Annotated in this window: 18 protein-coding genes; 14 read left to right on the top strand and 4 right to left on the bottom strand. The window is 67.1% G+C overall.

What is annotated here, in order from left to right; genetic code table 11:
• Positions 1 to 24 precede the first annotated feature (24 nt).
• The gene (locus tag EZE58_RS14405) at positions 25 to 1,419 is read left to right on the top strand and encodes a PLP-dependent aminotransferase family protein (protein ID WP_009375137.1); all 1,395 of its coding nucleotides are present in this window, start codon (positions 25 to 27) and stop codon (positions 1,417 to 1,419) included.
• 108 nt (positions 1,420 to 1,527) lie between these two features.
• The gene (locus EZE58_RS14400; protein ID WP_167560784.1) at positions 1,528 to 1,905 is read left to right on the top strand and encodes a hypothetical protein; all 378 of its coding nucleotides are present in this window, start codon (positions 1,528 to 1,530) and stop codon (positions 1,903 to 1,905) included.
• Positions 1,906 to 2,417: 512 nt separating this feature from the next.
• Here the strand turns inward: EZE58_RS14400 and EZE58_RS14395 are convergent.
• The 3 genes from EZE58_RS14395 to EZE58_RS14385 form a co-directional block, all read right to left on the bottom strand.
• Positions 2,418 to 3,065, bottom strand: a complete 648-nt coding sequence (locus EZE58_RS14395; RefSeq protein WP_009375142.1) for a 4'-phosphopantetheinyl transferase superfamily protein — start codon at positions 3,063 to 3,065, stop codon at positions 2,418 to 2,420.
• An 8-nt stretch (positions 3,066 to 3,073) separates the two neighbouring features.
• A complete protein-coding gene (locus EZE58_RS14390; protein ID WP_040340946.1) occupies positions 3,074 to 3,520 on the bottom strand; it encodes a lipopolysaccharide assembly protein LapA domain-containing protein in 447 nt (148 codons plus the stop codon).
• A 73-nt stretch (positions 3,521 to 3,593) separates the two neighbouring features.
• Entirely contained in the window at positions 3,594 to 5,822 is a 2,229-nt protein-coding gene (locus EZE58_RS14385; protein ID WP_009375146.1) for an NADP-dependent isocitrate dehydrogenase, read from the bottom strand.
• A gap of 367 nt (positions 5,823 to 6,189) precedes the next feature.
• On the opposite strand from EZE58_RS14385, the gene EZE58_RS14380 reads away from it, so the two are divergent.
• The 5 genes from EZE58_RS14380 to EZE58_RS14360 all read left to right on the top strand — a co-directional run bounded on the left by EZE58_RS14380 (position 6,190) and on the right by EZE58_RS14360 (position 11,520).
• Complete coding sequence (locus tag EZE58_RS14380) at positions 6,190 to 6,822, top strand: thymidine kinase (protein WP_009375148.1); 633 nt, start codon at positions 6,190 to 6,192, stop codon at positions 6,820 to 6,822.
• A gap of 131 nt (positions 6,823 to 6,953) precedes the next feature.
• Complete coding sequence (locus EZE58_RS14375) at positions 6,954 to 7,727, top strand: alpha/beta fold hydrolase (RefSeq protein WP_009375150.1); 774 nt, start codon at positions 6,954 to 6,956, stop codon at positions 7,725 to 7,727.
• 368 nt (positions 7,728 to 8,095) lie between these two features.
• Positions 8,096 to 9,754: a DASS family sodium-coupled anion symporter gene (locus EZE58_RS14370; protein ID WP_081590947.1), complete on the top strand. Its 1,659-nt coding sequence runs from the start codon at positions 8,096 to 8,098 to the stop codon at positions 9,752 to 9,754.
• Positions 9,755 to 9,799: 45 nt separating this feature from the next.
• Complete coding sequence (locus EZE58_RS14365) at positions 9,800 to 10,870, top strand: NADH:flavin oxidoreductase/NADH oxidase (protein ID WP_009375153.1); 1,071 nt, start codon at positions 9,800 to 9,802, stop codon at positions 10,868 to 10,870.
• The gene (locus EZE58_RS14360) at positions 10,864 to 11,520 is read left to right on the top strand and encodes an MBL fold metallo-hydrolase (protein ID WP_009375155.1); all 657 of its coding nucleotides are present in this window, start codon (positions 10,864 to 10,866) and stop codon (positions 11,518 to 11,520) included. The genes EZE58_RS14365 and EZE58_RS14360 overlap by 7 nt, the downstream gene beginning before the upstream one ends.
• Positions 11,521 to 11,568: 48 nt before the next feature.
• Here the strand turns inward: EZE58_RS14360 and EZE58_RS14355 are convergent, their stop codons facing one another.
• Positions 11,569 to 12,150, bottom strand: a complete 582-nt coding sequence (locus EZE58_RS14355; RefSeq protein ID WP_009375157.1) for a hypothetical protein — start codon at positions 12,148 to 12,150, stop codon at positions 11,569 to 11,571.
• Between the two features lie 246 nt (positions 12,151 to 12,396).
• On the opposite strand from EZE58_RS14355, the gene EZE58_RS14350 reads away from it, so the two are divergent.
• The 7 genes from EZE58_RS14350 (at position 12,397) to EZE58_RS14320 (ending at position 24,072) form a co-directional block, all read left to right on the top strand.
• Positions 12,397 to 14,205: an ABC transporter family substrate-binding protein gene (locus EZE58_RS14350; RefSeq protein WP_009375159.1), complete on the top strand. Its 1,809-nt coding sequence runs from the start codon at positions 12,397 to 12,399 to the stop codon at positions 14,203 to 14,205.
• Positions 14,206 to 14,307: 102 nt separating this feature from the next.
• Positions 14,308 to 15,852 (top strand): ABC transporter permease, encoded by a 1,545-nt coding sequence (locus tag EZE58_RS14345; RefSeq protein WP_009375162.1) that lies wholly within the window; start codon positions 14,308 to 14,310, stop codon positions 15,850 to 15,852.
• Positions 15,849 to 16,880 carry an ABC transporter permease gene (locus EZE58_RS14340; RefSeq protein ID WP_009375163.1) on the top strand — a complete coding sequence of 344 codons (1,032 nt, stop codon included), beginning with the start codon at positions 15,849 to 15,851 and terminating at the stop codon, positions 16,878 to 16,880. Before EZE58_RS14345 ends, EZE58_RS14340 begins: the two co-directional genes overlap by 4 nt.
• A complete protein-coding gene (locus tag EZE58_RS14335) occupies positions 16,880 to 18,772 on the top strand; it encodes an ABC transporter ATP-binding protein (RefSeq protein WP_009375165.1) in 1,893 nt (630 codons plus the stop codon). The genes EZE58_RS14340 and EZE58_RS14335 overlap by 1 nt, the downstream gene beginning before the upstream one ends.
• A gap of 243 nt (positions 18,773 to 19,015) precedes the next feature.
• On the top strand, positions 19,016 to 20,926 hold the full coding sequence (gene typA, locus EZE58_RS14330) for a translational GTPase TypA (protein WP_009375166.1): 1,911 nt from the start codon (positions 19,016 to 19,018) through the stop codon (positions 20,924 to 20,926).
• Entirely contained in the window at positions 20,923 to 22,260 is a 1,338-nt protein-coding gene (locus EZE58_RS14325) for a PIG-L family deacetylase (RefSeq protein WP_009375168.1), read from the top strand. Before typA ends, EZE58_RS14325 begins: the two co-directional genes overlap by 4 nt.
• Before the next feature lie 63 nt (positions 22,261 to 22,323).
• Positions 22,324 to 24,072 carry a VanW family protein gene (locus EZE58_RS14320; RefSeq protein WP_232252575.1) on the top strand — a complete coding sequence of 583 codons (1,749 nt, stop codon included), beginning with the start codon at positions 22,324 to 22,326 and terminating at the stop codon, positions 24,070 to 24,072.
• The last annotated feature ends 16 nt before the right edge of the window (positions 24,073 to 24,088 follow it).

Genomic DNA, 24,088 nt, shown 5'->3' with positions numbered 1-24,088 from the left:
GCCAGTAGTGGGTAGCATAGAGCCATGCCCGCACTTCCGCGCTCGACCCGTGAGTCCCTCGGCATCGCACTCGACCACGACTCGCCGCTGCCCGACCAGATCGTCACCGGGATCCGGGACCTCGTCGCGCGCGGGGAGCTGCGGCCGGGAGAGCCCGTGCCTGCGAGTCGGAAGCTCGCCGGCCACCTCGGCGTCTCCCGCGGGACGGTCGAGACCGCGTATGCCCAGCTCGCGGTCGAGGGCTACCTCCTCACGCGGGAACGGTCGGCGACGATCGTCGACCCCGACCTCCCGGCGGCGCTGCTGCGGCGGGCGCAGGCCCCCGCACCGCCCACGGTGCCCCGGCGACCGCCTCGGCGACTCATCGATCTGCGGCCCGGTCACGGCGGCGACGACCCCTTGCGCGATCCCGCGTTCCGCAGGGCCTGGCGGGATGCTCTCGACGTCGACCCGGGCACGACCGATCCGCTCGGACAGCCGGGTGCCCGCTGGGCGATCGCCGATCATCTCCGTCTGCTCCGGGGGATGAGCGTCGACCCGCACGACCTCATCGTCACCAGCGGCTCGCGCGACGGACTGCGGCTGCTCTTCGCCTCGGGTCTGACCGGCCCGATCGGGGTGGAGAACCCCGGCTTCCCCGGGCTGCGACTGGCGATGTCCGATCGCGAGCTCATCCCCTTCGACGTCTCCACCGGACTCGACATCGGGCGGCTCTCGGACCTCGAGGGCCGGGCCGCGGCGATCGTCGTCACCCCGAACCACCAGTTCCCACATGGCACGACGATGCCGGTGAGCACGCGCATCGCGCTGCTGACGTGGGCGGCAGAGGCGGGGATCGTCGTCATCGAGGACGACTACGACAGTGAGGCACGGTTCCAGCGCACCGCGGTGCCCACGCTCTTCGATCTGGCCGGGTCGATGGAGCTCGACGTCGACCTCGTCCACATCGGCACCTTCTCGACCCTGCTGACCACCGCTGTCTCGACCGGGTACGTCGTCGCCCGCGGCGGGCGGTTCGGGACGGCGATGGCCGAGGTGCGTAGTTCGTGGGGACCGGCGATCGCACCCGTGCTCCAGTCCGCGGTGGCCGGCTACCTCGAGTCGGGTGGCCTGCGGCGGCGCATCGCCCGGGGGCGTCGTCGTCTGCGGGCCGCCGAGGCGGTCGTCGCCGAGGTCGGAACTCTGCCCGGACTCGTCCACGAAGGCAGGACGCTCGTCATCGAGACGAGCGCGCGGGAGGCGAGGAGGCTGCAGAGTGAGCTGCTCGAACGCGGTATCCGGGTGGCATCGCTCGCCGACGGCTGGAGCGGTGACAGCGCGGTCCGTCACGGCATCGTCCTCGCGCACTCGAACGTCGAGGCGAGCGTCCTGCGGCGGGTGCTCGGGGAGATCAGGGAGCTCGGCGACGGCGGTGCGTGACATGAGACCGGCGACGCTGCGCGGGTGGGCGGCGAGGCTGCCCCGGGTCAGGCCGCGGGGAACGACGGCGCTCTGAGGAGCCCGCCGCAGAGCCGATAGGATCGAAGCATGATCAAGCCCGTGTACGTCGTCGACGGAATCGTCAAGCTCCTCGCCGCGGTAGCCCTGCTCGTCTTCATGCCCGGGCTCCGGGACTTCTTCCTCGCCCCGACGTGGATCGTCATCACCGCGGCGGTCCTGCTCTTCCTCAGTTCGGCCACGGAGATCTCGTACGGCGTGAGCAAGGGTGCGAGAACCTACTTCTTGCACGTCATGCTCGCCGACTCGGCAGTCATCGTCGCGGTCTTCGTCGGAATCATCCTCGCCGCCGCGGAGAATCCTGCCGGCGGCTACATCCTCTTCGGCGTCCTCGCCCTCGTGTCGCTCGCGATCGCGATCGTCTTCACCACCGGCGCCAACGGCCCCGACTTCGCCGACGAGGCCTGAGCCCGCGCGCCTGTCTTACCCCAGACGCTCGGTCACTCACGCTCGTCGCGCACCCGAGGCCGTCGCCCACCCCGCTCACTCAAGGCGCAGCGCAGATCGCGGGGGTTCCTCGGCCGGCGATCCGCGCTGCGCCTTGACCGAGCGGCAGTGGCGGCTGGGCGCGTGGCTATCCGCGCTGCGCCTTGACCGGGATTGCGCGGCACGGTGGTGGCCTGCGATGAGTGGCACCCCACGGAGATCGCTCGCTGTCTCGGAGATCGCTCGCAGTCTGGGCCCTCAGTCAAGGCGCAGCGCAGATCGCGGGGGTTCCTCGGCCGGCGATCCGCGCTGCGCCTTGACCGAGCGGCGGTGACGGCTGGGCGCGCGGCGATCCGCGCTCCGGCTTGACCGAGCGGAGGTGGCGGCTGGGCGCGTGGCGATCCGCGCTGCGCCTTGACCGAGCGGCGGTGACGGCTGGGCGCGCGGCGATCCGCGCTGCGCCTTGACCGAGGCGCGGTCGGCGCCCTGAGGAATCAGCGGTTGAAGGCGATCGCGGCCCGGTAGCCGGCGGGAACGCCCTCGACGAGGTCGTGGATGTCGACGTCGGGGTGCGGGGACTGCGGCGTCTCACCCGAGCCGATGTAGTCCATGCCGGGATCCCGAGCGAGACCGGTGCTCAGCGCCTTGAGGAATGCCTCCTTGCGCGCCCACACGCGCACGAAGGCCTCAGGCAGGTCCGCCTTGGCGAGGGATTCGAGCTCCTCGCGTTCCTGCGGATGGAGCAGCGTGAGCGCTTCGGCGGCGACGGCGTGGTCGGGCACGGCCTCGAGGTCGATGCCGACCGGATCCTCGGCGACGGTGATGAGGACGAGCCTGCGTGCCCGCGTGACCGAGAACTCGCCGTCGTCGATGCGTGGCTTTCCCGCCGAGTCGAGCCGGATCTCGATTGCCGCGGGGTCCTGGTCGAGGACCGACCCGAGGACGTGGCGGAGAACGACGCGGCCGGCCGCCCAGGTCAGAGCCGCCTCGGCGTCGAACTCTTTGGCATAGTTCTGCTCCTGCTCGGTGAGCACTGAGGCGATCGCCTCGTCGGTGCGCGCCCATGCGGCGGCTCCGGCGGTGTCGGCGAGGACGAACGTAGCGGGAAGATCGGTGGGGAGAACGGTGAAGTCGGGGTGCATCGGGCGGTTCAGCGGCCTGACCTCTCGATCTTCTTCAGGCGGCGGCTGAGCACGAAGATCCGCACCGAGCCGATGATGCCTGCCACGAAGATGCCGCCGATCGCCGCGAAGAGCATCGCGACGCCGAGGGGAAGCTGGAACTGCCAGCCGAAGTACTGGAAGTCGGCGGGCACGTTGTTCTGGAGGATGAAAATGAGGAGTAGGACGACGATGGCCGCGCCGAGGATGAGCGAGATCCACATGCCAGCGGACATTCCGCCGCGCTGCTCCTTGGTGCGCGAGGTCCCCGTCGGCGACTGCCCTGTCGGCGACTGTCCCGCGGGCGACCGCTCTATGGGCGCCTGGCCGGCCGGCGACTGTCCGGCAGGCGTCTGGGACTGGCCGAGCAGCGCATCGGTCTCGGCGAGCAGCTCTTCGGGCGTCTGGGAGCGTCCACGGGGGTCTTGAGAACTCATGGGACCATCATAGATGCTGATGGGCCCATGAGTCAGTGGTGCGATGCGAGTCGCCGGTGTGCTGTGGCCTGCCTCAGACCTTCTCGCTCAGCGTCGCGACGATCCGGTTGAGGGTCTCGGACGGACGCATCGCCGCTTCGGTCTTCGCATCGTCGGGGTTGTAGTACCCGCCGAGGTCGACAGGCGAACCCTGGACGGCGAGCAGCTCGGAGGCGATCGTCTCGGCGTTCTCCTCGAGTTCGGCTGCGACCGGGGCGATCGCGGCGGCGAGCTCGGCGTCCTCGGTCTGCTTCGCCAGCTCCTGCGCCCAGTAGAGGGCGAGGTAGAAGTGACTGCCGCGGTTGTCGATCTCGCCGACCTTGCGCGAGGGCGATTTGTTCTCCTCGAGGAAGCGTCCCGTCGCGGCGTCGAGGGTGTCGGCGAGCACGCCGGCGCGGGCATTGCCGTGGACGTTGAACTCGTGGCGGAACGACTCGGCGAGGGCGAGGAATTCACCGAGCGAGTCCCACCGCAGGTGGTTCTCCTCGACGAGCTGCTGGACGTGCTTGGGTGCGGAACCGCCGGCACCCGTCTCGAAGAGTCCGCCGCCGGCGATGAGCGGGACGACGGAGAGCATCTTCGCCGAGGTGCCGAGCTCGAGGATCGGGAAGAGGTCCGTGTTGTAGTCGCGCAGGACGTTGCCGGTCACGGAGATCGTGTCCTTGCCCTCACGGATCCGGTCGATCGAGAACTGGGTCGCATCGACGGGGTTGAGGATCCGGATGTCGAGGCCCTCGGTGTCGTGATCGCCGAGGTACTCCTCGACCTTCGCCTTGAGGTTGCGGTCATGCGCGCGGGTCTCATCGAGCCAGAACACGGCGGGGGTGTTCGACAGGCGGGCCCGGGTGACGGCGAGCTTGACCCAGTCGCGGACGGGGATGTCCTTCGTCTGGCACGCGCGCCAGATGTCACCGGGGGCCACCTCGGTGCTCATGAGGACGTCACCGGCGGAGTTGCGGACCTCGACGACGCCGGCCTGCTCGATCTCGAAGGTCTTGTCGTGGCTGCCGTACTCCTCGGCCTTCTGGGCCATGAGGCCGACGTTGGGGACGGTGCCCATCGTCGTCGGGTCGTACGCGCCGTTGGCACGGCAGTCGTCGATGACGGTCTGGTAGATGCCGGCGTAGGAGGAGTCGGGGATGACGGCCAGCGTGTCCTGGGTCTGGTCGTCCTTGTCCCACATCTTCCCGCCCACGCGGATCATCGCCGGCATCGAGGCGTCGACGATGACGTCGGAGGGCACGTGGAGGTTGGTGATGCCCTTCGCGGAGTTGACCATGGCGAGTGCCGGACCATCGGCGAGACCCTTCTCGATGCCGGCGCGGACACCCTCGGCCACCTCGGCGAGCAGCTCATCGAGGCCGGCGAGGATCGCGGCGAGGCCGTTGTCGGGGGTGAGCCCCGCCTCGGCGAGGGCGTCGCCGTACTCGGCGAAGACCTCGGGGAAGAACGCCTCGATGACGTGGCCGAAGAGGATGGGGTCGGAGACCTTCATCATCGTCGCCTTGAGGTGGACGGAGAAGAGGATCCCCTCGTCCTTGGCGCGCTGGATCTGCGCGCGGAGGAATTCGTCGAGGGCGGCGACGTTCATCTTCGTCGCATCGACGACCTCGCCGGCGAGCACGGGCAGGGAGTCCTTGAGGACGACCTCGTCGCCGGATTCGGTGACGAGCACGATGCTCAGCGTGTCATCGGCGTCCATGACGACGGACTGCTCGTTCGCGCGGAAGTCGTCGGCACCCATCGTCGCGACGTTCGTCTTCGAGTTCGGCGACCATTCGCCCATCGAGTGCGGGTGCTTCTTCGCGTAGTTCTTCACGGCCTCGGGTGCGCGGCGGTCGGAGTTGCCCTCGCGCAGCACCGGGTTGACGGCCGAACCCTTGACCTTGTCGTAGCGGGCCCTGACGTCCTTGTCCTCGTCCGTCTCGGGCTCCTCCGGGTAATCGGGGAGGTCGTAGCCCTGGGACTGCAGCTCGGCGATCGTGGCCTTGAGCTGGGGGACGGATGCGGAGATGTTGGGGAGCTTGATGATGTTCGCTGCCGGGGTCTTGGCGAGTTCGCCGAGCTCGGTCAGCGCGTCGGCGACCTGCTGGTCGGCGGGGAGACGATCGGCGAACTGGGCAAGCACACGGCCGGCCAGGGAGATGTCCCGGGTCTCGACGTCGACGCCCGCCGAGGTGGCGAAGGCTTCGATGATCGGCTTGAGTGAGTACGTCGCCAGCAGCGGCGCTTCATCGGTGCGCGTGTAAATGATTTTGGCCATGGTGATGGACTGCTCCGAATCGTCGTGGGGTTTGACCTCACCATCCTACCGTTTGGTCCCTTCGCCCCGTTCGGTCGTTCCGCCGAGGCGCTCGCGCCTGTGAGCGCGGTGACTCGCCCTCTCGCCGAGGTGGTCGGAGGCGTAAGTGCGATCGTGTGGTCCCAGCCCGGCTGGGCCCCCTCGCCGAGGCCGTCGGGCCCGCAGCGCGATCGCGGCCTCCCAGCGGGGTGCGTGCGCGGCAGCGACGGTAGAGTGTCGTCGGCACGCACGCGCGGGACCGCGCGGCAGCACGCAGGAATACGGCAGCACGCAGGAATACAGCACGCCGGGACTTGCGCGGCAGCAGACTCGACAGATGGGGGACCAGGTGGCCAAACTCTACTTCCGCTACGGGGCGATGAACTCGGGCAAGTCGACGGCGCTCCTCCAGGCCGCCTTCAACTACGAGGAGCGCGGCCAGCGGGTGCTCCTGGCCAAACCTGACATCGACACGAAGGGCGCCGACGAGATCGTCTCCCGCCTCGGCGTCACCCGCGCCGTCGACTTCCTCATCCCCGCAGGCGCCGATGTCGAGCTCATCTACCGCGAGCACGCCGACTACGTCGACCACGACGCCCTCATCGAATCGATCGACGCCCCCAAGGCCCCGGTCGCGTGCCTCCTCATCGACGAGGCGCAGTTCCTCGAACCCGAGCAGGTCGACTCGCTCATGCGCATCGCCACCGACGCCTCGGTGCCGGTGATGTGCTACGGCATCCGCACCGACTTCCGCACCCGCGCCTTCCCCGGCTCGGCGCGCCTGCTCGAGATCGCCCACACCCTCGAAGAGCTCAAGACCATCTGCCGCTGCGGGAGGAAGGCGATGTTCAACGGCCGCCTCGTCGACGGGCGGTTCATCTTCGACGGCGATCAGGTCGCCATCGACGGCAACGCCGTGACCTACGAATCGCTGTGTCCGCGCTGTTATCTGCGCTATTCCGACGGTAGGCTGTTGACGTGACCGGCGCTCCGGCGCGATCCCGTTGACCTGCGAGTTCACCTGCGACGACCGTCGACGCTCCAGCGAGGACTGTCGACGACCGCTGATCCCGACCCGACGAGCTGATCCCGACCCGACGATGAGGAGCCCTCATGCGCATCGCCCTGCACGCCTTCAACGACAACCCCGGATCTCCTGTCCTCGTCTTCGGCGATGCCCTCGGCACGCGCGTCTCGCTGTGGGCGGCCGTGGCCTCGCGCCTCGTCGATGACCACCAGATCTACCTCTCCGACCTGCCCGGACACACGTTCCCGGTGTCGAAGGAGGAGCTGAGCACCGACTTCACGATCTCCGACCTCGCCGCCGGCCTCGTTCAATCGCTCGAGGACCACGGCGTCGAGTCCTTCACGTACTGCGGTGCCTCGATCTCCGGCGGGATCGGTCTCACCCTCGCCCTCGAACACCCGCAGAAGCTCACCGGTCTCATCGCGTGTTCGACGGCGACGAAGTTCGGCACCGATGTTTCGTGGGCCGAACGGATCACCGAGGTCGAGAACGACGGCACGCAGTCCCTGCTGCCCGACACCGCCGACCGCTGGTTCGCCGCGGGCTTCCTCGAGGAGGACATCGCGACGGGGCCGGCAACGCTCACCGACCTCGCGACCATCGACGACGCCGCCTACATCGCCTGCTGCCGTGCGCTCGCGCTCTACGACCTCACCGGCAAGCTCGGCGCGATCACCACGCCGACGCTCTTCCTCGCCGGCTCGCAGGACCCCGGTTGCACGCCCGAGGCGATGGGGGAGATGCGCGACGCCGTCGACGGCTCAGAGCTCGCGGTCGTCCCCGACTCCGCGCATCTGCTCATGGCCGAGCACCCCGAGATCGTCGCCGACCGTATCCACTCGTTCCTCGCCTCCCGCTAAGGGCGACTGCTCAGCATCCTGAGCAGGGCGAGTACGCCGCTCGATAGCGCGTCGAACCCGCCCGATAGCGCGTCGACGCCGCCCGATAGCGCGTCGACGCCGCCCGATAGCGCGTCGACGTCGCTGAGAGGGCGACGGGCCCGCCGAGACCGCGACGGCCCCGCCGATAGGGCGACGGCCCCGCCGGTAGGGCGACGGCCCGACCGCGACGGCCCCGCTCGTGGCGTCGGCCGGGCCTCACACCGACAGCCTCATCCCCGCCCGAGCATGATCCCGCGCGTCACCCCCGGTTGCTACGATGACAGGGACAGCTGTAGTCCAGCCGGCTCGCCGAGGAGCTCACCGTGAACGAGAACCAGACCACGCCGATGTCGACCGAGATCGCGGAGAAGTCACCGGGAGAGCGGGCCCCGGGGTTCCCGCTCAAGACCGTGCGGATCCGGTGGACCGGCTTCTTCCTCGGCCTCATCCTCTCCACGCTCGTCTACGCGATCATGCCCGACTCGGTCGCCCACGACGCGAGGCTCACCGCCGGGGTCGCCGTCCTCATGGCCGTGTGGTGGATGACCGAGGCCCTGCCGATCCCGGCGACCTCACTCGTCCCCCTCGTCGCCTTCCCCGTCTTCGGCTCCGAGATCGAGATGGCCGACGTCGGCGCCTCCTACGGCAACCCGATCATCTTCCTCTTCCTCGGCGGATTCCTCATCGCCCTGTCGATGCAGCGGTGGAACCTCCACCGGCGCATCGCGCTCTTCACCCTCAGCCTCATGGGCAACAGGCCCGGCCCGATGATCGCGGGGTTCATGATCGCCACCGGGTTCATGTCGATGTGGGTCTCGAACACGGCGACGGCCGTGATGATGCTGCCGATCGGCATCTCCGTGCTCATGATCGTCGCCAAGGTCGTCGGATCTGCGATCACCCCCGCCGAGGCGACCGACCGGTCCGACTCGAAACGGTCGTCAGCGACAACCGAGGGTTCGGCTCCCGACGCCGGCACTGGTGCTGACACTGGCACTGGCGCTGACACTGCCTCCGGCGCCGATTCGGGCCCCGACTCCGAGGTGGGCCTCGGCCACGTCGTGAAGTCGAACTTCGGCACCGCGCTCATGCTCGGCATCGCCTACGCCGCCTCGATCGGATCGCTCGGCACGATCATCGGCACCCCGCCGAACACGTTCCTCGTCGCCTACCTCAAGGACAACCACGACATCTCGATCGGCTTCGGACAGTGGATGCTCGTCGGCGTCCCCCTGGCCGTGGTGATGATGGCGATCGCATGGTTCCTCCTCGTCAAGGTCCTCTTCAAGCCCGAGATCGACGAGATCCCCGGCGGCCGCGAACTCATCCGCGAGGAGCTGGCCAAGCTCGGCCCGATGTCGACGGGCGAGAAGCTCGTCCTCGGCATGTTCGTCCTCGCCGCGGTCAGCTGGATCACGATCCCGCTCATCTTCGAGGACCCGCCCATCAGCGATGAGGGCATCGCCATGGTCATCGGCCTCCTCCTCTTCCTCATCCCCGGAGGGGCGAACCGCGGCGTCCGCCTCCTCGACTGGGAGACCGCGGAGAAGCTGCCGTGGGGCGTCCTCCTCCTCTTCGGCGGTGGTCTCGCCCTCTCCGCACAGTTCTCCTCCTCGGGCCTGACCGAATGGATCGGCGAGGCCTCCGCCGGCCTCGGGGTCCTGCCGCCCATCCTCATCGTCGCCGTCTTCGCTGCGATTATCCTCTTCCTCACGGAGCTGACGTCGAACACGGCGACGGCCGCGACGTTCATCCCCGTCGTCGGCGGAGTCGCGCTCGGCCTCCAGCTCGACCCGCTGCTCCTCACGATCCCCGTCGCGCTCGCGGCGACCTGTGCGTTCATGCTGCCGGTGGCCACCCCGCCCAACGCCGTCGCCTACGGGTCGGGGTACGTGACGATCGGGCAGATGGTCAAGGGCGGCATCTGGCTCAACCTCGTGGGCATCGTCCTCATCACCGCGACGGTCTTCCTCCTCGCCGTTCCCGTCTTCGGCATCATGATGTGACGCTTCATGAGGTGAGACGAGCATCTTTCAGGCAGACTTGTGACCATGGCTGAACTCTTCACCCCGATGACGCTGCGCGGACTGACGATCGAGAACCGGATCTGGCTCGCTCCCATGTGCCAGTACTCGTGCGAGGCCGAGGACGGCATGCCCGGCAGCTGGCACCTCGTCCATCTCGGAGCGCGCGCGACCGGCGGATTCGGGCTCATCCTCACCGAAGCCTCGGCGGTCGTTCCCGAGGGCAGGATCTCCCCGCAGGACGCCGGGATCTGGAGCGACGACCACGCCGCGGCGTGGACGCCCGTCGTCGACTTCGTCCACTCGCAGGGGACCCCGATCGGCATGCAGCTCGCCCACGCCGGACGCAAGGCGAGCACCTACCGGCCCTTCGACGGCAACCCGCGCGGCACCGTTCCCGAGTCGGAGGGCGGATGGCAGCCGGTGGGCGCGAGCCCGATCGCCTACCCCGGGTACACCGAGCCGACGGAGATGACGGAGGACGACATCGCCGAGGTGGTCGCCGCCTTCGCTGCGGCCGCGAAGCGCGCCATCGGGGCCGGCTTCGACCTCGTCGAACTCCATGCCGCCCACGGCTACCTCCTCCATTCGTTCCTCTCCCCGCTGTCGAACCAGCGCACCGACCGCTACGGCGGTGATCTCGAGGGACGGTCCCGTCTGCTCCTCGAGACCTACGATGCCGTGCGCGCGGCCGTCGGTGAGGATGTTCCCGTCTTCGTCCGGCTCTCGGCGAGCGAATGGACCGAAGGGGGATTCGACATCGCCGAGGCGGTCGAGGTCTCCCGTGCCCTCGACGCCCGCGGGGTCGACGTCATCGACGTGTCCTCGGGCGGAAACGTTCCCGTGAAGGTCCCCGTGGGACCCGGCTATCAGGTGCCGCTGTCGGCGGCGATCAGGGACGCGGGCGCGACGACGGCGACCGTCGGCCTCATCACCGAACCCGGTCAGGCGGAGACGATCCTCGCATCAGGCCAGGCCGATGCGATCCTGCTCGCCCGTGTGGCCCTGCGCGAACCTGCGTGGCCGCAGCGGGCGGCCCATGAACTCGGCGAAGAGCCGGGGCCGTATCCACCGCAGTATGTGAGGGGCAGATGGTGAACACGATCGAGACAGAGCACGTCGTCGTCCGTTGGATCTCCGTGTCGGAGATGGAGAACAACGTCTATCTCATCACGGCGAAGGAGACGGGGGCTCAGGTCCTCATCGACGCCGCCGACGACATCGACGCGATCGAGGAGCTGCTTGGTGCCGGAGCCGAGGACACGAGCGCGACACCGGTCCTGCAGGCGATCATCACGACGCATCGCCACTGGGACCACATCCGCGCCTTGCCGGCGGCAGCGAAGAGGCACCCGGATGCGATGACGATCGCCGGGGCCGCCGATGCCGCGGCGATCGCCGAGGCCAAAGGGGTGGAGATCGCGCACACCGTCGAGCACCTCGACGTCGGTGACTTCGGCGGGTTCGTCCTCCAGGCAATCGCCCTGTGCGGACACACGCCGGGATCGATCGCCCTGCTGCTGCGCGACGGGGGAGAGACGATCCTCTTCTCCGGGGATTCGCTCTTCCCCGGCGGACCCGGCAAGACGTGGTCGCCGGAGGACTTCACCTCGCTCATGGACGACCTCGAGGAGCGGGTCTTCGACCAGCTGCCCGATGACACGCAGGTGCTGCCGGGACACGGCGCGCCGACGACTCTCGGTGCCGAGCGCGGTCAGTTGGGGGAGTGGCGCGAACGCGGCTGGTGACCGGAACCTGATCGTCAGTACTCCCCGGCACCCGATCTCAGGGCAGGGTCACCAGCGCGGCACGGCCATGAAGCCGAGGATCGCCCAGACGATCGCGACGGCCAGCGCTGCGATCACCGGCACATTCCACACCTGGGTGATCGTGCGCTCTCCGCGAGGGTTGGCCAGCTGCGCCTCGTTCAGGCGCGCATGGTGGTCGAGGACGGTGTCGACCGCGGGACTCGGCTCGTCGACGAGTCGGCGGATCCCGTGGGCGTCCTTCTCCATCTTCTTGCCCCGACCCGCGAGCGGCCACGATGAATAGCTCTTCTCGTGTGTGCGCACGCTCAGTCCGAAATGGGTGTCGAAGCCGTCGACGAGGTTCCACGGCACAGTGATCGTGGTGAGCGGGTTGACGAGGACGATCTCCTGCGGTCGCAGTTCGACCCGGGGGTGCCGGTAGAGCGCCCAGACGCCGACGAAGAGCAGCACCGGGATCCCTGCGACGGCGAGGCCGCGAAGGGTGAAGTCGCCGACAACGATCGAGCCGATGCCGATCGCCGCGACGGCCGCTACGAGGACGAAGAGGACGGTCGATCCCGTCGTTCTCACGATTCGGGTCTCGTCGGGTCCGATCTCACTGTTTGCCATCCGAACATCCTATCCACTGAGACCCGAGGGTCGATCACTGTGGCCTGGGTCTCGAAACGGTAACGATTCGAGATATGGCTCACATTGTGGACTCAGTCACAGTGACGTGTGAATTAACTTTGAGGCAATCCATGCAGAAGCATGAACGAGGTCACATTCCCGATGGCGGGCCGTGTGACCGCAGCGCATCCCGAATCCGGGAGGCGAGCACGTGGGCGCGAGCCCAGAGAACAACAAGGAGAGAACGTGAACAAGCGCTTCCTCGCAGCCGGTGCCTCAGTTGCCGCAGCAGCAATGGTGCTTTCTGCCTGCACCCCTCCCGGTGGTGGCAATGACGATCAGGCCTCGGAGAACTCGATCCTCAACATCGGGTGGAACGAGTCCTTCCGTTCGATGAACACGATGACGGCCAACGGCAACGCGGTCTCGAACGCCATTCTCACCTACATGATGAATGACAACTTCAAGTACTACGACGAGAATCTGGAGTTGCAGGACGGCTCACTCGGCTCGGTCGAGCGGGTCTCCGAGGATCCGCTCAAGGTCAAGTACACGTTCAACGACAACGCGAAGTGGTCGGACGGCACGCCGGTCGACGCCGCGGACCTCGCTCTCACCTGGGCGGGCACCTCGGCGAACTTCAACACGGTCGACTCGAACAACAACGACGACGGCACCGTCAAGGAGAACGACGAGAGCACCGTCTACTTCGACTCCTCGTCGATCGGCCCCGCTCTCATCAAGGACTTCCCCGAGGTCTCCGAAGACGGCAAGGAGATCACCTTCGAGTACTCCAAGCCCTTCGCCGACTGGGAGCTCACCTTCGGCGTCGGCGCCGACGGCGTCGGCGTGCCGGCGCACATCGTCGCGAAGAAGGCGCTGGGAGAGGAAGACCCTGCCGCGGGCAAGCAGGCCATCCTCGACGCGATCAAGAACAAGGACACAGCAGCCCTGTCGAAGATCTCGAATGTCTGGAACACCGGCTTCGACTTCACCTCGATGCCCGACGACGAGGACCTCCTCGTCCACAACGGCCCGTACAAGATCACGGACTTCCAGGAGGGCCAGTACATCACGGTCCAGAAGGACGAGAACTACTCGGGTCCCGTCAAGCCCAAGGTCGACACCATCACGGTGCGCTACAACGGCGACCCGATGGCGATGGTGCAGGCGGTCGAGAACGGCGAGGTCGACATGACCCAGCCGCAGGCGACCGCTGACGTCCTCTCCGCCGCCGAGGGCATCGACGGCGTCACGGTCGACGCCGCTGACGGTGCGACCTACGAGCACGTCGACTTCACCTTCGACAACAACGGTCCGTTCGATCCGAAGTCCTACGGCGGCGACGAGGAGAAGGCGAAGAAGGTCCGGCAGGCCTTCCTCAAGACGGTTCCCCGCGCGGAGATCGTCGACAAGATCATCAAGCCGCTCAACGAGAACGCCGTGGTGCGCGATTCCTTCACCCAGGTGCCCGGTTCGCCGATGTACGACGGCATCGTCAACGGCAACGGGATGAAGGCCGACTACTCGGACGTCAACACCGACGAGGCGAAGAAGCTCCTCGACGAGGTCGGCGGCGAGATCAAGCCCGTGCGCATCATGTACGACAACACGAACTCGCGTCGTCAGCAGGAGTTCCAGCTCATCAAGGAATCGGCTGAGAAGGCCGGCTTCAAGATCGAAGACGTCGGCGACGTCAACTGGGGCACCCGCCTCGGCGACGGCACGTACGATCTCTCGCTCTTCGGCTGGCAGTCCGAGGACACCGGAATCACCTCGAGCGATGCGAACTACCGGACCGGTGCGCAGAACAACTACGGCGGGTACTCGAACGAGAAGGTCGACAAGATCCTCGACGAGATGCTCACCGCTGACGAAGCGAACGCCGAGAAGCTCTCGATCGATCTGGAGAAGCAGCTCACCGACGACGCCTTCGGTGCTCCGATCTTCCAGTTCCCGGAGCTGACGATCTACAACGACAGCGTCAAGAACGTGAAGTCGACGTCCGTGTCGCCGACGATGTTCTGGAACTACTGGGAGTGGGAGAAGAACTGATTCGCATCTGATGCGATCGGCTTCTCACCTTCTCAGCTGCTGTGGGGATCACATCAGTGATCCCCACAGTGGCGTGCTCGCACAGACGGAATCGGACACACCATGATCAAGTTCATTCTCAGACGTCTCCTGTCGACGGTCATCGTTCTGCTCGTCGTCACGTTCGTCCTCTATCTCCTGCTCAACGTCGCCCTCGACTTCTTCTGGGACCTGCGCTCGAGCACCTCCCCGAACATCGAAGCACTCTATGAGTCCCGTATCAGGCTCCTCGATCTCGAGACACCCGCGGTCGTCCGCTACTTCAAGTGGCTCGCCGGTGCCAGCGGATGCCTCATCGGCCAGTGCGACCTCGGCATCGCGTGGAAGAGCGGTCAGGAAGTCACCTACCTGCTCCAGGGCGCGATCATCAACACGATCAAGCTCATCACGGCCTCGACGATCGTCGCCATCATCCTCGGCATCGCCGTCGGCATGATCTCGGCCATCCGCCAGTACTCGGGCTTCGACTACTTCATCACCTTCGTCTCGTTCCTCCTCTACTCGCTGCCCGTCTTCTGGGTCGCGGTTCTGCTCAAGCAGTACGGGGCGATCGAGATCAACAACTTCATCAATGATCCGACACTGGACAGCTGGTGGCCGATCATCATCTTCTGCCTCGCGATGGGCCTGTTCTGGATGGGCGCACTCGGCGGGGGCAAGAAGCGGCGGATCATCACCTTCGCCGCCGCGACGCTCGTCACCTTCGGCACGATCTACTACATCCTCGCGAGCGGGTGGCTGCAGCAGCCGACCATCGGAGTCGTCGGCGTCGTCGTCATCGGCGTCGGTGCGGCGATCGTCATGACGTTCCTCTCGACGGGTTTGAAGAACAAGCGCGTCCTCTACGCCACACTCACGTGCGCCGTCATCGGAGCCCTCATCTACATGCCGCTCCAGTACCTCTTCTACTACCAGGAGATGAACTGGCTGTGGATGTTCGGCCTCCTCGTCGTCGCCATCGGCGTGGCCATCGGCGTCGGCCTTGCCTTCCGCGGACCCGACCCGTGGGACACCGCGCGCACGACGGTCTTCACGACGCTCATCATCGCCGTGACGATCTTCGCCGACCGCGTGCTCCAGGGCTGGTCGGAGTACTCGAGAAGCCCCGCGATCAACAACCGTCCGATCGCGACGATCGGGGCCTCCGCACCGAACGTCAACGGCGATTTCTGGATCACGAACCTCGACTCGTTCACCCACCTCCTCCTGCCGTCGATCGCCCTCGTCCTCATCTCCTTCGCGTCGTACACCCGCTACACCCGCGGGTCGATGCTCGAGGTCATGGGACAGGACTACATCCGCACCGCGCGGGCCAAGGGACTCAACGAGCGCACCGTGATCATGCGCCATGCGCTGCGCAACGCGCTTCTGCCGCTCGCCTCGATCATCCCCGTCGACGTCATCACGATGATCGGCGGTGCGGTGATCACGGAGACGATCTTCGGCTGGAACGGCATGGGCAAGCTCTTCATCGACTCGATGAATCGCGCTGAGCTCGACCCGATCATGGCCTACATCCTCATCACGGGCCTCCTCGCCATCATCGCCAACCTGGTCGCGGACTTCCTCTACGCCGTCCTCGACCCGAGAATCCGAGTGAACGCATGAGCATCGACGACAAAGAACAGAGCCCGATCGCCACCGACAGCGTCGGTGAGAACGCGATCGAAGCCAAGGAGACCGAAGGCCTCTCGCAGGGGAAGATCGTCTTCCGGAAGTTCCTCCGGCACAAAGGCGCGATGGTGGGACTCATCGTCCTCTTCCTCGTCACCGTCTTCGCCTACTCGGCCCAGGGCATCGGCCCGATCCCGGGCTGGTGGATCTTCAACCACACGGCCTCCAATCCGATCGTCAATCCGGGCGGCGCGCCGACGTGGACGCTGCAGAACTTCTTCTCCCCGGGAGAGCACCCGTTCGGTCAGGATGAGATCGGCCGGGACAACTTCGCCCGCGTGATGAAGGGCACCCAGATCTCCATCATGGTCATGCTCATCATCGGCATCGTGGCGCTCATCATCGGCACGATCGTCGGCGCGCTGGCTGGTTACTACCGGGGTTGGGTCGACTCACTGCTCATGCGCGTTACCGACGGCTTCATCATCCTTCCCGTCATCGTCGTCGGCGCCATCCTCGGCAAGCTCGTCTCGGGCACCGGAGGCGCGATGCTCGGACTCGTCCTCGGCGCGATCCTCTGGACCGGCCTGGCGCGACTCGTCCGCGGTGACTTCCTCTCCCTGCGCGAACGCGAGTTCGTCGACTCCGCCCGAGTCGCCGGCGCGAGCGACTTCCGGATCATGTTCAAGCACATGCTCCCGAACGCGATGGGCGTCATCATCGTCAACACGACGCTGCTGATGAGCCAGGCGATCGTCCTCGAGGCGTCGCTGAGCTTCCTCGGCTTCGGCATCTCTCCGCCGGACATCTCACTCGGGCAGCTCATCAGCGAATACCAGACCTCGTTCGCGACCCGCCCGTGGCTGTTCTGGTGGCCCGGTCTCTTCATCATCGTCATCGCTCTGTGCGTGAACTTCATCGGCGACGGTCTCCGCGACGCGTTCGACCCCCGCATGAAGACGATCCCGAGCTGGCGGAAGATGAAGAAGGCCGAGCGCATGGCGAAGAAGGGGGACAAGTGATGACCGAGCAGAACACGACTGAGTCGACCACCGGTGCGAAGTCACCGATCCTCGACGTCAAGGACCTCGGAGTCCACTTCTGGGTGAGCGACGAATGGTGGATGGCAGCCGAGGGACTCACGTACACGGTGAATGCGGGCGAAGTGCTCGCGATCGTCGGTGAGTCCGGTTCCGGCAAATCGCAGTCGAGCATGTCCCTGCTCGGTCTGCTGCCGAGCAACGGCCGGGCCACCGGCTCGGCGAAGCTCGGCGACAAGGAGCTCATCGGGATGCCGCAGGAGCGGATGCAGCACATCCGCGGCAACGACATCTCGGTGATCTTCCAGGAGCCGATGACCGCGCTCAACCCGGTCTACACGGCGGGCTTCCAGATCATGGAGACCCTCCGCGTCCACCTCGACATGGGTCCGAAGGAGGCGAAGGAGCGCGCTCTCGAGCTCATGCGCCTCGTCGAGATCCCGGAACCGGAGGAGCGGTACAACTCGTTCCCCCACCAGCTCTCGGGCGGTCAGCGCCAGCGCATCATGATCGCGCAGGCGCTTGCGTGCCAGCCGAAGCTGCTCATCGCCGACGAGCCGACCACGGCGCTCGACGTCACGGTGCAGGCGGAGATCCTCAAGCTCATGCGCGAGCTGAAGTCGAAGCTCGATGCCGGCATCATCCTCATCACGCACGACATGGGCGTGGTCGCGGACATGGCCGACCGCATCATCGTCATGCGTTCGGGCAAGGTCGTCGAGTCGGGGACGGCGGATGAGATCTTCTACAACCCGCAGCACCCGTACACGAAGCAGCTCCTCGAAGCCGTGCCCCACCTCGGCACCGAGATCGAAGGGCAGGCGTTCGGTACGGATCTCCACGACGTCGAGGAGGCCATCCACGAACTCGAGGAGACCTTCGCGGACGAGTCCGGGGGCGACGATCTCGGCGCCGGATCGGTGGCCGACAACGATGCCGAGGCCACTGCCGTGTCGACAGGGGAGGCTTCGCATCCTCACATAGAGATGGATTCGACGGAGACCTACTACCATCCTGGGTCGCAGGCGGACTTCTCGCAGCCCTCGGCACTCCAGCTGCGGGATGCGGCGATCGAGTACCCCGCGGTCGGGCGGAAGAAGGCGTTCCGCGCCGCTCACCACATCAACCTCATGATCGCTCCCGGTGAGGTCGTCGGCCTCGTCGGCGAGTCGGGATCGGGCAAGACGACGATCGGCCGCGCGGCCCTCGGCCTCCTGCCCACCGTCGAAGGCGACATGGTCGTCAACGGCAAGAGCATCAAGGGGCTGACCAACAAGCAGATGCGGCCGCTGCGCAAGGAGGTGGGGATCGTGTTCCAGGACCCCGGCTCCTCGCTCAACCCGCGCCTGCCCATCGGCGAGTCGATCGGCGAACCCCTCTACCTCCACGAGGGGATGAAGGGTCCGGCGCTCAACAAGCGCGTCGAGGAGCTCCTCCACGCGGTCGAGCTGCCGACGTCGATGCGCAACCGCTACCCGCACGAGCTCTCGGGCGGTCAGCGTCAGCGCATCGGCATCGCCCGTGCGCTCAGCCTGCGGCCGAAGCTGCTCATCGCCGATGAGCCGACCTCGGCGCTCGACGTCTCCGTCCAGGCGAAGGTCCTCGACCTCTTCGAGAGCCTCCAGGCGCTCTACGGGTTTGCGTGCCTCTTCATCAGCCACGATCTCGCTGTCGTCGAGCGCATCGCCTCCCGCATCGCCGTCATGCGGCACGGGTACCTCGTCGAGATCGGGCAGGCCTCGCAGGTCGTGGCCAACCCGGTCCATCCCTACACGCAGCGCCTGCTCTCCGCGGTTCCGGTTCCGGATCCCAAGGAGCAGCGCAAGCGCCGGGAGGCCCGCGACGCCGTGCTCGAGGCGACGATGAACGCCTGAGCAGGACCGCCTCGGCGTCGGTGCCGGGGATGGCAGTCTCCGCGAGGCGGATCCGGTTCGATCTCAGCTCTGATGTCGAACCGGATCCGCCTCGCTGGCGTCCGAGGGCTGACACGGGAGGGCCGACACCGGCGGGCCGGCACCGGAGGAGCCCGAAACCACCTGTGAATCGGGCGACCTGCGCGGTGCGTATAATTGTGTGTTGGGTCCGGTCCGGACCACCCTCCCTACCTAAGGCTATTGATGACTGAAGCTCCCACGCGCCGGGACAACCGCCGCAACGTGGCGATCGTCGCCCACGTCGACCACGGTAAGACCACCCTCGTCGACGCCATGCTCCGGCAGACCGGTGTCTTCAACGAGCACGGTGACTTCGCCGAGCGCGTGATGGACTCCGGCGACCTCGAGCGGGAGAAGGGGATCACGATCCTCGCGAAGAACACCTCGGTGCTCTACAACGGACCCTCCGCCGGTGACGAGCCCATCGTCATCAACGTCATCGACACCCCGGGCCACGCCGACTTCGGCGGTGAGGTCGAACGCGGACTGTCCATGGTCGACGGCGTCGTCCTCCTCGTCGACGCCTCCGAGGGCCCGCTGCCCCAGACCCGCTTCGTCCTCCGCAAGGCTCTCGCGGCGAAGCTGCCGGTCATCCTCGTCATCAACAAGACCGACCGGGCTGACGCCCGCATCGACGGTGTCGTCGAGGACTCGCAGGACCTGCTCCTCGGCCTCGCCTCCGACCTCGCCGACGAGGTCCCCGACCTCGACGTCGACGCCGTCCTCGACGTCCCCGTCGTCTTCGCCGCCGCGAAGGTCGGAGCGGCCTCGCTCGACCAGCCCGCCGACGGCGAGGTCCCGGACAACCCGGACCTCGAGCCGCTGTTCAAGACGATCATCGAGACCATCCCGGCCCCGGAGATCAACGCCGACGGCGTCCTCCAGGCGCACGTGACGAACCTCGACGCTTCGCCGTTCCTCGGCCGTCTCGCCCTCCTGCGGATCTTCGGCGGCACCCTGAAGAAGGGCCAGCAGGTCGCGTGGGCCCGCGGTGACGAGATCAGCTCCGTGAAGATCACCGAGCTCCTCGAGACGCAGGGACTCGACCGGGTTCCCGCCACCGAGGCGTCGGCCGGTGACATCGTCGCCGTTGCGGGCATCCCCGACATCATGATCGGCGACACCCTCACCGACATCGACAACCCGAAGCCGATGCCGGCGATCGTCATCGACGATCCGGCGATCTCGATGACCATCGGCATCAACACCTCGCCGCTGGCCGGTCGTGAGAAGGGCACGAAGGTCACCGCCCGCATGGTCAAGGACCGCCTCGACGCCGAACTCGTCGGCAACGTCTCCCTCAAGGTCCTGCCCACCGAGCGTCCCGACGCCTGGGAGGTCCAGGGGCGCGGTGAGCTCGCGCTCGCGATCCTCGTCGAGCAGATGCGCCGTGAGGGCTTCGAGCTCACCGTCGGCAAGCCCCAGGTCGTGACCAAGCAGGTCGACGGCCAGACCCAGGAGCCCTTCGAGGACCTGACGATCGACGTGCCGGAGGACTACCTCGGCGCCGTCACCCAGCTCATGGCCAGCCGCAAGGGCGTCATGTCGACGATGACGAACCACGGCACCGGCTGGGTGCGGATGGAATTCACCGTCCCCGCCCGCGGCCTCATCGGCTTCCGCACCCGGTTCCTCACCGAGACCCGCGGCACCGGCATCGCCAACTCGATCTCCGCCGGCTACGGACCGTGGGCCGGCCACATCGAGTTCCGGACCAACGGCTCGCTCGTGGCCGACCGCGCCGGAGCCGTCACCCCGTACGCGATGATCAACCTCCAGGAGCGCGGTTCCTTCTTCGTCGAACCGACCTCCGAGGTCTACGAGGGCCAGATCGTCGGCGAGAACTCCCGGGCCGATGACATGGACGTCAACATCACGAAGGAGAAGAAGCTGACGAACATGCGCTCAGCCTCCGCGGACTCCTTCGAGAACCTCGTGCCCCCGCGCAAGCTCACGCTCGAGGAGAGCCTCGAATTCGCCCGTGAGGACGAATGCGTCGAGGTCACCCCGTCCGCCGTGCGCATCCGCAAGGTCGAACTCGACCAGAAGGAGCGCGCGAAGATCTACGCGAAGCTGCGTCGTCAGAACGCATGATCACGCCGCGGATCCTCTTCGTCCACGCCCACCCCGATGACGAGACCATCGCCACGGGAGGCACGATCGCAGCCCTGACCGCCGAAGGCGACCAGGTCACCGTGCTCACCGCCACCCGCGGTGAGGGCGGAGAGGTCATCCCGCCGGAGATGAAGGCCCTCGAGGGCGACCGGGCCGGGCTCGCGTCCGTGCGGGAGTCCGAGATCGCCGAGGCGATGCGGTCCCTCGGCGTCACCGACCACCGGTTCCTCGGCACTCGCCGAGGCGGTGCGGTGACCCTGCCCGAGCGTCGTTTCGAGGACTCGGGGATGGAATGGGGGCCCGAGGGCCACGCCGTGCCGGCAGCGTCGATGCCCGCAGGCGCCCTGTGCGCGGCGTCGACCGACGAGGTCGCCGACTACATCGCCGCCGTCATCGACGAGGTCCGCCCGCACGTGGTCATCACGTACTCGGCCAACGGCGGCTACGGCCACCCCGACCACGTCCGCGTCCACGACGCGACCGTCGCGGCCGTCGAGAAGGCGACCTGGCGGCCCGGTCGGCTGCTCTTCGTCGAGATCCCCGCCGAGGTGGCCAGGGCGTCCTTCGATCCGCGCCAGTCCGGATTCTCCGAGACCGGGTTCGCCCAGGCGCAGACGATTCCGACGATGGCGCCGGTCGGCGAGATCGTCGTCGCCCAGAACGTCGCAGGCGTCCGCGATGCCCGCCGGAGGGCGTTGGCCGCGCACCGCACGCAGGTGAGCCTCAGCGGTGACTTCATGGCCCTGTCCAACGGCATCGGCACGAAGCCCGCCGACCACGAGTACTACTCCCTCGGCGCCGGCGCCCCGTTCCCCGCGGAGACCCAGAGCTCGGGACTCGCCTCGCACGTCCTCGCCGGCCTCGACCTCGATGCTCTCGAGGACGCGAACGCGGCCGGAGCCCCCCGGCGTCGCCGCGAGCCGAAGAAGCCCGGTGTCTTCGCCTTCATCCATGCGGGACTCCTCGGCCTCCTCATCGGCCTCCTCGGGGGATTCCAGCATCTCAACGTCTCGGTCGTCCGCCTCGGCGAGACCCCCGCGATCGTGCCCTGGGGACTCGGACTCGGACTGCTGCTCGCCCTGTGCGGCCTCTGGCACCTCAAATCGATGTACCGGTCCACCGCACCGATGCTCGTCGCCGCGATCGTCATCGCCGTCGTCTCCTACATCCTCGGCCAGCCGGAGTGGCTGCCGGGATCCGACATCGTCGTCACCGGCACCCTGCGGTCGGTGGTGTGGCTGCTCGGCCCCATGGTCATCGCGGCCGTCCTCGCCTTCGTCCCCGTCCGCAGCCGGGCGCAGAGATCCCTCTAGGACTCCGCTCCCGGACAGAGCCTTCCCCGACCAGACTCAGATCCCCTCGATAGACTTGGAAGAATGATGTCCACCCAGACCCTCGCAGGCAGCGCGCCTGATCCCTCGGCCGGCACCTCGGCGGGCAGGCGCAAGCGACCCTGGATCATCGCGCTCCTCATCCTCGTCGGGCTCGCCGTCGTCTACCTCGCGATCGGCTTCTTCAGCGGCCGGGTCGTCGCCCCCGGCACGACCGTGGCCGGCGTCGACATCGGCTCGCAGAGCGCAGCCGATGCGAAGTCGACCCTTGAGGACGCCCTCGGGGAGAAGGCGAAGCAGGAGATCGAGCTCAGCGCCAAGGAGGCCACGGCGACGATCGATCCGGTGAAGTCGGGACTGGCACTCGACGTCGACGGCACCGTCGCCCAGGTCACCGGGTTCACACTCAACCCTGCCATCCTCGCCGACCGGCTCTTCGGCGACAATGAGGTCTCACCCGTCCTCGCTGTCGACGACGCGACCTTCGACAAGAGCGCCGAGGCGGCCGCGAAGGGACTCGAGGTCGAACCCGTCGATGCGGAGCTGAGCTACGACAAGACGACGCCTGCGGTCAAGGACGCCGTGACCGGGCAGAGCGTGAGCGTGGAGAACATCCGCTCCGCCGTCGCCGCACAGTGGCTGGTCAAGGACAATCCGCTGCCCGTCGTCGTCGACGAGGTCGAACCCGACATCACGACCGCTGAAGCCAAGGACGTCGCCGACGGCTTCGCCGCCGATGCGGTCAAGGCCGACGTCACCGTCAAGGCCGTACCCGGCAAGGACGCCGACTCCGACGTCAAGGGCGGGGACCTGACGATCTCGCCGACGACGATCGCGAAGACCCTGAGCTTCGAGGCGAAGGACTCGAAGCTCGTGCCGAAGTTCGACGCCGAGAAGCTGCAGAAGCGGGCACTCGACGAGAACGAGGAGATCGGACGTCCCGCCAAGGACGCGACCTTCAAGGTCGTCGACGGCAAGCCGCAGGTCGTCGACTCCGAACCCGGCATCGGCATCAAGCCCGACGACCTCTCGAAGGCCGTGACCGATGCGATCAACGGCGACACCGCAGCCGCCGAGGTGACCCTGGCCTCCGTCGAACCGGAGTTCACGACCGAGGACGCGAAGAAGGTCGACGTCTCGCAGACCGTCTCGGAGTTCTCCACCCCGTACAAGTCCGATCCCAACCGCGACAACAACCTCCGCGTCGCCTCGAAAGAGGTCTCGGGCACGGTCCTTCAGCCCGGCGAGCAGTTCTCCCTCAATGAGACGCTCGGCCCGCGGACCGCGGCCAACGGCTACAAGCCCGCAGGCGTCATCTCCGAAGGGCAGATGAAGGAGGACTTCGGCGGAGGAGTCTCGCAGGTGTCGACGACCCTGTTCAACGCCGCGTTCTTCGCCGGCTTCGAACTCAACGAGCATCAGGCGCATTCGCGCTACATCTCCCGCTACCCGGAGGGCCGGGAGACGACGCTCGACTACACCTCGATCGACCTCAAGTTCACGAACAACCAGAAGACCCCCGTCGTCCTCGACATGTACCTCTCGGGCGGAAAGGTCTACGCGAAGGTCTACGGAGTCAAGTACTACGACGTCGAAGCCGACTCTTCGGGCCGGTACGCCTTCACCTCGCCGGCGACGGTGACCGAGTCCGGTCCGTCGTGCACCCCGCAGTCACCGCGCGAGGGCTGGTCGATCAAGATCACGCGGACGATGAAGGAGATCGCGACCGGACGGGAGACGAAGGACTCCTTCGTCACGACCTACCGACCGGTCAACAAGGTCGAGTGCAAGTAGCTCTGCTGCACGGACA

Source organism: Brevibacterium sp. LS14 (genome assembly GCF_012027885.1).
GTDB lineage: Bacteria > Actinomycetota > Actinomycetes > Actinomycetales > Brevibacteriaceae > Brevibacterium > Brevibacterium casei.
The sequence above is the reverse complement of the archived record's forward strand: the minus strand, read 5'-3'. Positions and strand labels throughout refer to the sequence as shown.

What these genes read in the sequence shown, in the direction of transcription:
- EZE58_RS14405 (WP_009375137.1), top strand. Translation starts at nt 25, where the DNA reads ATGCCCGCACTTCCGCGCTCGACCCGTGAGTCCCTCGGCATCGCACTC.
- EZE58_RS14400 (WP_167560784.1), top strand. Translation starts at nt 1,528, where the DNA reads ATGATCAAGCCCGTGTACGTCGTCGACGGAATCGTCAAGCTCCTCGCC.
- EZE58_RS14395 (WP_009375142.1), bottom strand. Translation starts at nt 3,065, where the DNA reads ATGCACCCCGACTTCACCGTTCTCCCCACCGATCTTCCCGCTACGTTC.
- EZE58_RS14390 (WP_040340946.1), bottom strand. Translation starts at nt 3,520, where the DNA reads ATGAGTTCTCAAGACCCCCGTGGACGCTCCCAGACGCCCGAAGAGCTG.
- EZE58_RS14385 (WP_009375146.1), bottom strand. Translation starts at nt 5,822, where the DNA reads ATGGCCAAAATCATTTACACGCGCACCGATGAAGCGCCGCTGCTGGCG.
- EZE58_RS14375 (WP_009375150.1), top strand. Translation starts at nt 6,954, where the DNA reads ATGCGCATCGCCCTGCACGCCTTCAACGACAACCCCGGATCTCCTGTC.
- EZE58_RS14370 (WP_081590947.1), top strand. Translation starts at nt 8,096, where the DNA reads ATGTCGACCGAGATCGCGGAGAAGTCACCGGGAGAGCGGGCCCCGGGG.
- EZE58_RS14365 (WP_009375153.1), top strand. Translation starts at nt 9,800, where the DNA reads ATGGCTGAACTCTTCACCCCGATGACGCTGCGCGGACTGACGATCGAG.
- EZE58_RS14360 (WP_009375155.1), top strand. Translation starts at nt 10,864, where the DNA reads ATGGTGAACACGATCGAGACAGAGCACGTCGTCGTCCGTTGGATCTCC.
- EZE58_RS14355 (WP_009375157.1), bottom strand. Translation starts at nt 12,150, where the DNA reads ATGGCAAACAGTGAGATCGGACCCGACGAGACCCGAATCGTGAGAACG.
- EZE58_RS14345 (WP_009375162.1), top strand. Translation starts at nt 14,308, where the DNA reads ATGATCAAGTTCATTCTCAGACGTCTCCTGTCGACGGTCATCGTTCTG.
- EZE58_RS14340 (WP_009375163.1), top strand. Translation starts at nt 15,849, where the DNA reads ATGAGCATCGACGACAAAGAACAGAGCCCGATCGCCACCGACAGCGTC.
- EZE58_RS14335 (WP_009375165.1), top strand. Translation starts at nt 16,880, where the DNA reads ATGACCGAGCAGAACACGACTGAGTCGACCACCGGTGCGAAGTCACCG.
- typA (WP_009375166.1), top strand. Translation starts at nt 19,016, where the DNA reads ATGACTGAAGCTCCCACGCGCCGGGACAACCGCCGCAACGTGGCGATC.
- EZE58_RS14325 (WP_009375168.1), top strand. Translation starts at nt 20,923, where the DNA reads ATGATCACGCCGCGGATCCTCTTCGTCCACGCCCACCCCGATGACGAG.
- EZE58_RS14320 (WP_232252575.1), top strand. Translation starts at nt 22,324, where the DNA reads ATGATGTCCACCCAGACCCTCGCAGGCAGCGCGCCTGATCCCTCGGCC.